Source organism: Acinetobacter sp. YH16032 (assembly GCF_013417345.1).
Lineage (GTDB): Bacteria > Pseudomonadota > Gammaproteobacteria > Pseudomonadales > Moraxellaceae > Acinetobacter.
The window spans coordinates 625,008-631,289 of sequence record NZ_VPEE01000001.1 but is presented as its reverse complement, the minus strand read 5'-3'; the positions used below and the strand labels follow the sequence as shown (position 1 = coordinate 631,289).

At 34.1% G+C, this 6,282-nt stretch carries 9 protein-coding genes; 1 reads left to right on the top strand and 8 read right to left on the bottom strand.

What is annotated here, in order from left to right:
* Nucleotides 1-116: 116 nt before the first annotated feature.
* The 8 genes from FTV32_RS03035 to FTV32_RS03000 form a co-directional block, all read right to left on the bottom strand.
* Nucleotides 117-269 carry a hypothetical protein gene (locus FTV32_RS03035; RefSeq protein ID WP_180027863.1) on the bottom strand — a complete coding sequence of 51 codons (153 nt, stop codon included), beginning with the start codon at nucleotides 267-269 and terminating at the stop codon, nucleotides 117-119.
* A 291-nt stretch (nucleotides 270-560) separates the two neighbouring features.
* On the bottom strand, nucleotides 561-1,856 hold the full coding sequence (locus tag FTV32_RS03030) for a zonular occludens toxin domain-containing protein (protein ID WP_180027862.1): 1,296 nt from the start codon (nucleotides 1,854-1,856) through the stop codon (nucleotides 561-563).
* 1 nt (nucleotide 1,857) lies between these two features.
* On the bottom strand, nucleotides 1,858-2,133 hold the full coding sequence (locus FTV32_RS03025; protein ID WP_180027861.1) for a DUF2523 family protein: 276 nt from the start codon (nucleotides 2,131-2,133) through the stop codon (nucleotides 1,858-1,860).
* On the bottom strand, nucleotides 2,133-3,584 hold the full coding sequence (locus tag FTV32_RS03020) for a virulence factor TspB C-terminal domain-related protein (RefSeq protein WP_180027860.1): 1,452 nt from the start codon (nucleotides 3,582-3,584) through the stop codon (nucleotides 2,133-2,135). Before FTV32_RS03020 ends, FTV32_RS03025 begins: the two co-directional genes overlap by 1 nt.
* Nucleotides 3,585-3,742: 158 nt before the next feature.
* On the bottom strand, nucleotides 3,743-3,958 hold the full coding sequence (locus FTV32_RS03015) for a hypothetical protein (protein WP_180027859.1): 216 nt from the start codon (nucleotides 3,956-3,958) through the stop codon (nucleotides 3,743-3,745).
* 259 nt (nucleotides 3,959-4,217) lie between these two features.
* A complete protein-coding gene (locus tag FTV32_RS03010; RefSeq protein ID WP_180027858.1) occupies nucleotides 4,218-4,526 on the bottom strand; it encodes a hypothetical protein in 309 nt (102 codons plus the stop codon).
* 2 nt (nucleotides 4,527-4,528) lie between these two features.
* Nucleotides 4,529-5,608: a replication initiation factor domain-containing protein gene (locus tag FTV32_RS03005; protein WP_373683279.1), complete on the bottom strand. Its 1,080-nt coding sequence runs from the start codon at nucleotides 5,606-5,608 to the stop codon at nucleotides 4,529-4,531.
* Nucleotides 5,609-5,706: 98 nt separating this feature from the next.
* Entirely contained in the window at nucleotides 5,707-5,925 is a 219-nt protein-coding gene (locus tag FTV32_RS03000; RefSeq protein ID WP_180027857.1) for a hypothetical protein, read from the bottom strand.
* A gap of 108 nt (nucleotides 5,926-6,033) precedes the next feature.
* Here FTV32_RS03000 and FTV32_RS02995 point away from each other — a divergent pair, with 108 nt between their 5' ends.
* Nucleotides 6,034-6,225: a hypothetical protein gene (locus FTV32_RS02995; RefSeq protein ID WP_180027856.1), complete on the top strand. Its 192-nt coding sequence runs from the start codon at nucleotides 6,034-6,036 to the stop codon at nucleotides 6,223-6,225.
* Nucleotides 6,226-6,282 lie beyond the last annotated feature (57 nt).

The window sequence follows — 6,282 nt, the reverse complement described above, 5'->3', positions numbered from 1 at the left end:
GGGAAGAAGTATTAGGAAAAGACTAATATCGCATAATGCGAATTAATGTTAAATAACGCTGATTTGCTTATAAAAATATTCAAGCAAATCAGCTATGTAACATAATTCCGCACACATTATGCGAAATTGCGTATTATTAAATATAAAAGAATACCAACCACAAATGATGATAAATAAAAAAATTTTGATGGCTTCTGATCCGTTTTTTTCTCTTGTTCAAGAATCTTTAATGCTTCTTCTGGTATTGGTTCAGGTTTAACATCACGCATTTTTCCACCTTAATACAGCAAATAATAATCCAAACATTACCACATCAAATATTCCAAAAGTCATAATAATTTCCATCAGTTCGCGCCATACGGACGCTCTGTTTCTAAGTCTTAGGTTTTAATGGGAGCTTGTAATCAAGGAGAAGAAAATTTAATTCATTCTTCCTTTGTGTCGCTCGTAGACACTCGCTAATCCCTACCAAATAAATAATAAATACAAGCAGCTAAACAAATACATGCTGTTAAAAAAACATATAAATAATGGATTTGTATAGCTCCTAGAATGTTGAGTTAAAAACTAAATGATGATGAATTTGCACCATTTACAGTTTTTGCTTGTAAGTGTGGTTCGATGTAATTTTGCGCTTGGTACGGTTGTTCCTGAATAGATAATTCATTAGTCGGTTCAGTAAGTTTCGTATCAGTTGCTTGAACAGATAATTGAGCATTGTTATTTTCCTTAAAATAATTAAATGGTCTGTCACCATCTTCTATAAGTTTTCTGCAATCAGAAGTTGATACATCAAGCAATGTACCTTGTTGAGTGTAGCCGTAATATTTACCATTTTTCTTTATACATCCTGAAAATAGAGGCTTTTGTGTTACTTCATAACGTACAGTTTTTTGAATATCTTCTAAGTCGTATGGCTTTGTTGGATCATAGATAACTTGAACACCACCGAAAGGATCAGGAAGAACAGAAGCATTATTTTTTGTTAAATCATCAAACCATTTAATGCATTCAGGCTTATCAACATTTTCAGCTTTTCTGCATTCTTGATTAACGTTTGCGTTATCTGTCTCTATTTTTGAAGATGGTGAGTTTTTATCACGTTGTTCTAATTGTTCTTTAGCTTTGTTGATATCTTCAACAGGTTGACCTATTCTTCGACCATCGCTGAAATGTCCCAATGCATTAGCCAAAAGGGCTATTGCGCCAAATATACAAATACCTGCAATTGCACCTAATTTATAATAATGAGCAGGAATGCGAATTTTGCCATCTGTAACAGCTTCGGTTGATTTATATTCGTTAAATATTTGAGTATCAAACTTTTCAAAAAAAATATCTTCTGCCCGATCCATAGCAGCTTGACTATCAGGATTCTGTTGCCAAGAACGCCACAATGAAACCTGACTTCTTTTTTCTTTTCTAAGTCTTGTTAAATGATAATGTTCATTAATTAATTCAAGCAAATGTAAATGAAGAAATTTAGGTGATTGAGTAATGAAAATTAAATCTCGACCTGAATGTCTATGGTATTCAATTTCCTTGATTACATCACGATTAGATAGTTTTTCACGATTTGCATAAGCGAAATATCGGATATCATTATTATCTACTAGTTTTTGAGCTTCATCATAAACAATTAAAGCACCTTTAATGCCTAATTCTTTATTAGCTTCTTGTGTTAATGTCCAATCTAATTCCCCTTTAGAGTTTACTGGAATAGGTGAAACATCAAGTTTAATACCGTCAATATTTGTATAAACAGGTCTACCCTCTGCTAAAGCCTGTTTAATACGTTTCATTGCGAAGTGTGTTTTACCCTCACCGGGCTTACCAGTGACTAAAATACTAGGCATTTTAACCTCTCCTTACTGTCCTAATTCGCATAGATTCCCAGTAGGCACGAGTAAGCACAGCAGTAAAGATAATAGACAAAGCAGTATCAATACCGAAAACAGCAAGTAAGCCTAAATATGGGGATGCATTGAATTGAGTAATTGCACGATCTAAATATGTTGAAAGTAATAAATAAAATGGAACACCAACAGCTAAACCTATTCCTAAACTTGTCAGAAACTGTCTAAAAAAGTTGTTGGCAAATAAATCTAATATTTTGTAAAGAAAAGAACCCATTAATCATCCCCCCCTCGTTGGAAACCAAAGAGAATGAATAATGCAGAAATTGAAGCAAATCCAATTACAAAAGGTTTAATTAACCAGTCTAAATCGCAGATATAAGTGAAATCAGTTGTTTTAATTTGTGCAGTTACTCCGTGTAGAGAAACAGTCTCATAAGTTGGAGCAGGACATTGAGCGCCCCAAGATACAGAGACGTTTTTTTCTTCAAATGGAACTTCGACATTTAAATCTGATTGATCTTTGGCAGGTAAATCATCATCTTTTTTTGTCCAATCTAACCATTCACAAACCGTTGAAGCCCAATCGCAAAATGCAGGTAATTCAAACTCAATGTTTGTTGTACTTGTAGTCGTTGTTGTGGTTGTTGTTACAGAACTTGAAGCGACAGAACCATCAGGATTGAAAGTAGTTCCCTCAGTTGTACCTGATGATGATGAATCTGATGATGATGAACCTGATCCACTTTTACCATCCGAAATAGTTGGTGTACTTGTAGAATGTCCATCGTTAGCAGGGTTATCAGATGAAACGATATCTTTTTGTTTATTAGATACATCACCACGGATTTCTAATGAATTACCTTTATCGTCCCATATGCGTGCGTATGAATCTTTGACAAGTTTTTTTGCTAAATTTCTTGCAGTTGAATCAGTAGATGCTTTATCTAAGACTTTTGTTTTAATAGCATCTTTTATTTCTGTTTCGGTTGCAGGTGCAATAGGTGAAGGCGCAGCAGGATTATAAGAAGGATTTGTTATACGATGAACTGATACATAAGTATTTGTATAGCCATCCGTGTAAATACTTGGCTGATACCAACAGGTGGCAAAAGTATGTGATTCTAATTGAGTTCTGACATATTTTAGTGTCCCACTATATGTAGTTTTTTTATTATCAAAAAATTGACATGCTTCAGTAAAACTCGAAAATTTTGTTTTTGAATCGTAATTACTTATTGCTGAAGTTGAAGCTTGATAATAATACTGATGATATGGATCGTCAGGATTAACATTTTTTCTTCTTATTTCTCCACCTTCTCCCATCACATAATCAATTGCATGTAATAGTTCATTTACCATTAGTCCTAAAGCTGCACTACCTAAAACGCCAGTACCAAATTTAGCAGCAGTATTTAGTTTTTTAGCCCAATCTTTTGCGACTTTTTCCTTATCAGTATTTAAAACAGCTTCAGCCACAACACGAGTTGCAGATCCATCCTTGGTAACTTTTGTTTCAATCTGCGGATAAACTTTTGAAATGTCGTCCGATACACGAGCATCTTTTACATTAATTTCTCTATATGTCGTTTGAGCTAATTTATCAGCGTGAGCCTGACGTATTTCCTTAGAAACTGGGTTATTCCATTTTGTTAATTTGTCTTGCTCGGATGCAAATGAAAAAGAAGAATAAATAACTAAAGGTAATAAAATAATTACACGTTTCATATTTTCAATACCTTTAATTATCTAAATAATATTTTTAAGCCTGCTGTGGCAATTGCGACAAGTATCCAATTTAGTAAACTAGGCTCATCCATAATGGTCTCCTAAACTCATACGGGCGACATTCGCTCCCAAGTCGCTCACATCGCCCGTAATCGTTATTACTTCACAGCGCCACGAGCTTTTTTAACTAAAGCCAACACAGCTACAAAGCCAAGAATGGCTAAACCAATTGCGATACCGAAAGTTTCAGCAGTTGCAATATCAGTAGTGAATTGTTCAGTGTTCAAAGTTAATGCAGCGTTCGCAGAAGTTGTTGCTAGCATTGCAGGGATGATAGAAACGCCAACGAGTGCTGATTTTTGTTTAGTATCCATGTCGGACTCCTTACTTAACATTAAAACGCAGTTGTCTAAGCAACCACATGACAAGAAAGTACGAAGCAATAGCGATAATAATTTGCGATGCTTGCGTACCTGTTATGGCTAAATCAGATATGTTGAAACCATCAATTAAAAAAGTGCATGATTCATTCATCTGTTAGCCAATCCTTAGCCCTTGCAGGCTGAAATATGAAAGTCCAAATAACCTTGTTTAACTGCTGTTCCGCAGATAGGACAGGTATAGACTATAAAATTAAACTTTAGGCTCATTTGGTAATTCCACATTAAGAACAACAAAACTTGTTGTTTTACCTGATGTAACCATTTCAAAAGTAATATCAGCTTCTAAAGGAAATTTACGATTTTGTAGAAGTACGAAATTTCTATTGTCTTGCCAGTTGAAAACTTCACAAGCATTACCAACCGCAGTACCATCCGTGTTTTTCAAAGGAATTTCACAATAAAGTGAAACATGATTGTAATGACGACCCGAATTATCATCAGGTTTAAAATCTACAGACTTAGCACCTAAGATTTTTACTTTGTTTTTAAATTGCATCATTTTTACATTCTCCGAGCAGTAATAAGGACATGATCTAAACGCTTGGGATAAGCAAGCGGATCAGAACATGAAATTAGATTAATTAATTCTTCAGGTTCAAAAACTTGTTTAAAAATATTGATATATTTGCCGTATTGATGTTTTAAATTTTCAATAGCAGTCTGTGCATTAATTTGAGCAGTCTTTTTAATTGTTTCTATTCTTGCAGGCTGTAAATGCTTTGCTAAAAATTCAAAGCATGGATAACAAGCTATAAAATATTCACTTGGTGCAAGCAAAATATCAAAAGGTAAAATTCTATCTACAGACTTTAATTCAACTTCAGCACGTTGCCAGTTGTCATTAGGATCACCTTCAGCTCTACCCTTTTCATAAAGTCTTAAATACTTTCCACTTTCACGAGAGCCAATATTAAGAGTTCGACCTCTACCATTAGGTCTTTTCCAATTACCTTTGTATTCAATATTGGGCGCTCTATTGCCTAACTGAAAACCGCCTAAATCATCTTGTTGATTACCCCAATCAACATTGATATTTAAACCTTCAAAATCATCGTGTGCCAAATCAACACGTGTTAATTTTGGACGTTTAGCAGTAGTATTTAAAAAATTGTAAAGCCGTCTTTCCCAACCTGAATTGCCGAATGCACAACCACGACCATTGATCATCACCAAGATTGTATTTCTTTGTCCGCCTATACAAAGAAGCCCCATATCTTCACCTAAAGAATATGTTTCTTTGTAAAAATTACGTCCTTTATCTTGTTTATGACTTATTCCAAATCCAAAAATATGCTGTAGAGTTTCGTCAAATAATTCGACCGCTCTATTCCATTTAAACTCATCTAAGGGATATTCTTCATCATCAAGCAATTCATTTGAAATTGTTTCAATACCGAATGTAAAATTTACCCAATCAACAACAGAAATTTCATTATCAGCAGGTAAACGACATTGAACAGGTTTAACACCTTTTGAAGTCATAACCATGTGCATATAAGGAGTTGGAAACTCACGCTCAAATGGGGTGACTAAATCCCAATCCGCTGTGTCCATTGTGAATTCTTTTTTCGTTACCCCCATCTTATTAGTGGGGGTTGAAATCAAATTGCGGTTTTTTTTCTGATTTTCAGCCAAATCATTTTCATTAATGTAATTCTGATTAATAGACCAATTAGACATTAGTGAATCCCCATAGCTCGAAAATTATCATTTTCTTGTTTTAATGAATCGTGATATTCAGCAACTAAAGCAGACTTATAACCCCACTCAACAAGGACCATTTCCAAATGAGCTAAAACCAATTCTGAATCAAAAGCAGGATTTCCAGAGATTACAAGCTGAACAGCCCTGTCATAAACAATCTTGGAAACAATCTCGAAAGCTTGAGTTTTATCCATTGTAATAAATCACAAATCACATTTTGAATAATTTATACAACATCACAAATAACATTTCAACAAATTCTATTATTATTTATCACAAATTGCTTGTAAGGGACTCCCAAAATGGCACAAACGCAAAGATTAAGAGACGAAGAAACAGAAATGTTAGAAAGAAAGACCCTAGACTTTATGATTGAAAAAAAAATCAGAATTAAGGAAAGTGACGTACTTCACACGCTCATAAGAAAGCATTTAAAGGACATAACAGCAAATGACGTACTAAAATATAGGGAAGAAGTATTAGGAAAAGACTAATATCGCATAATGCGAATTAATGTTAAATAACGCTGATTTGCTTATAAAAATATTCAA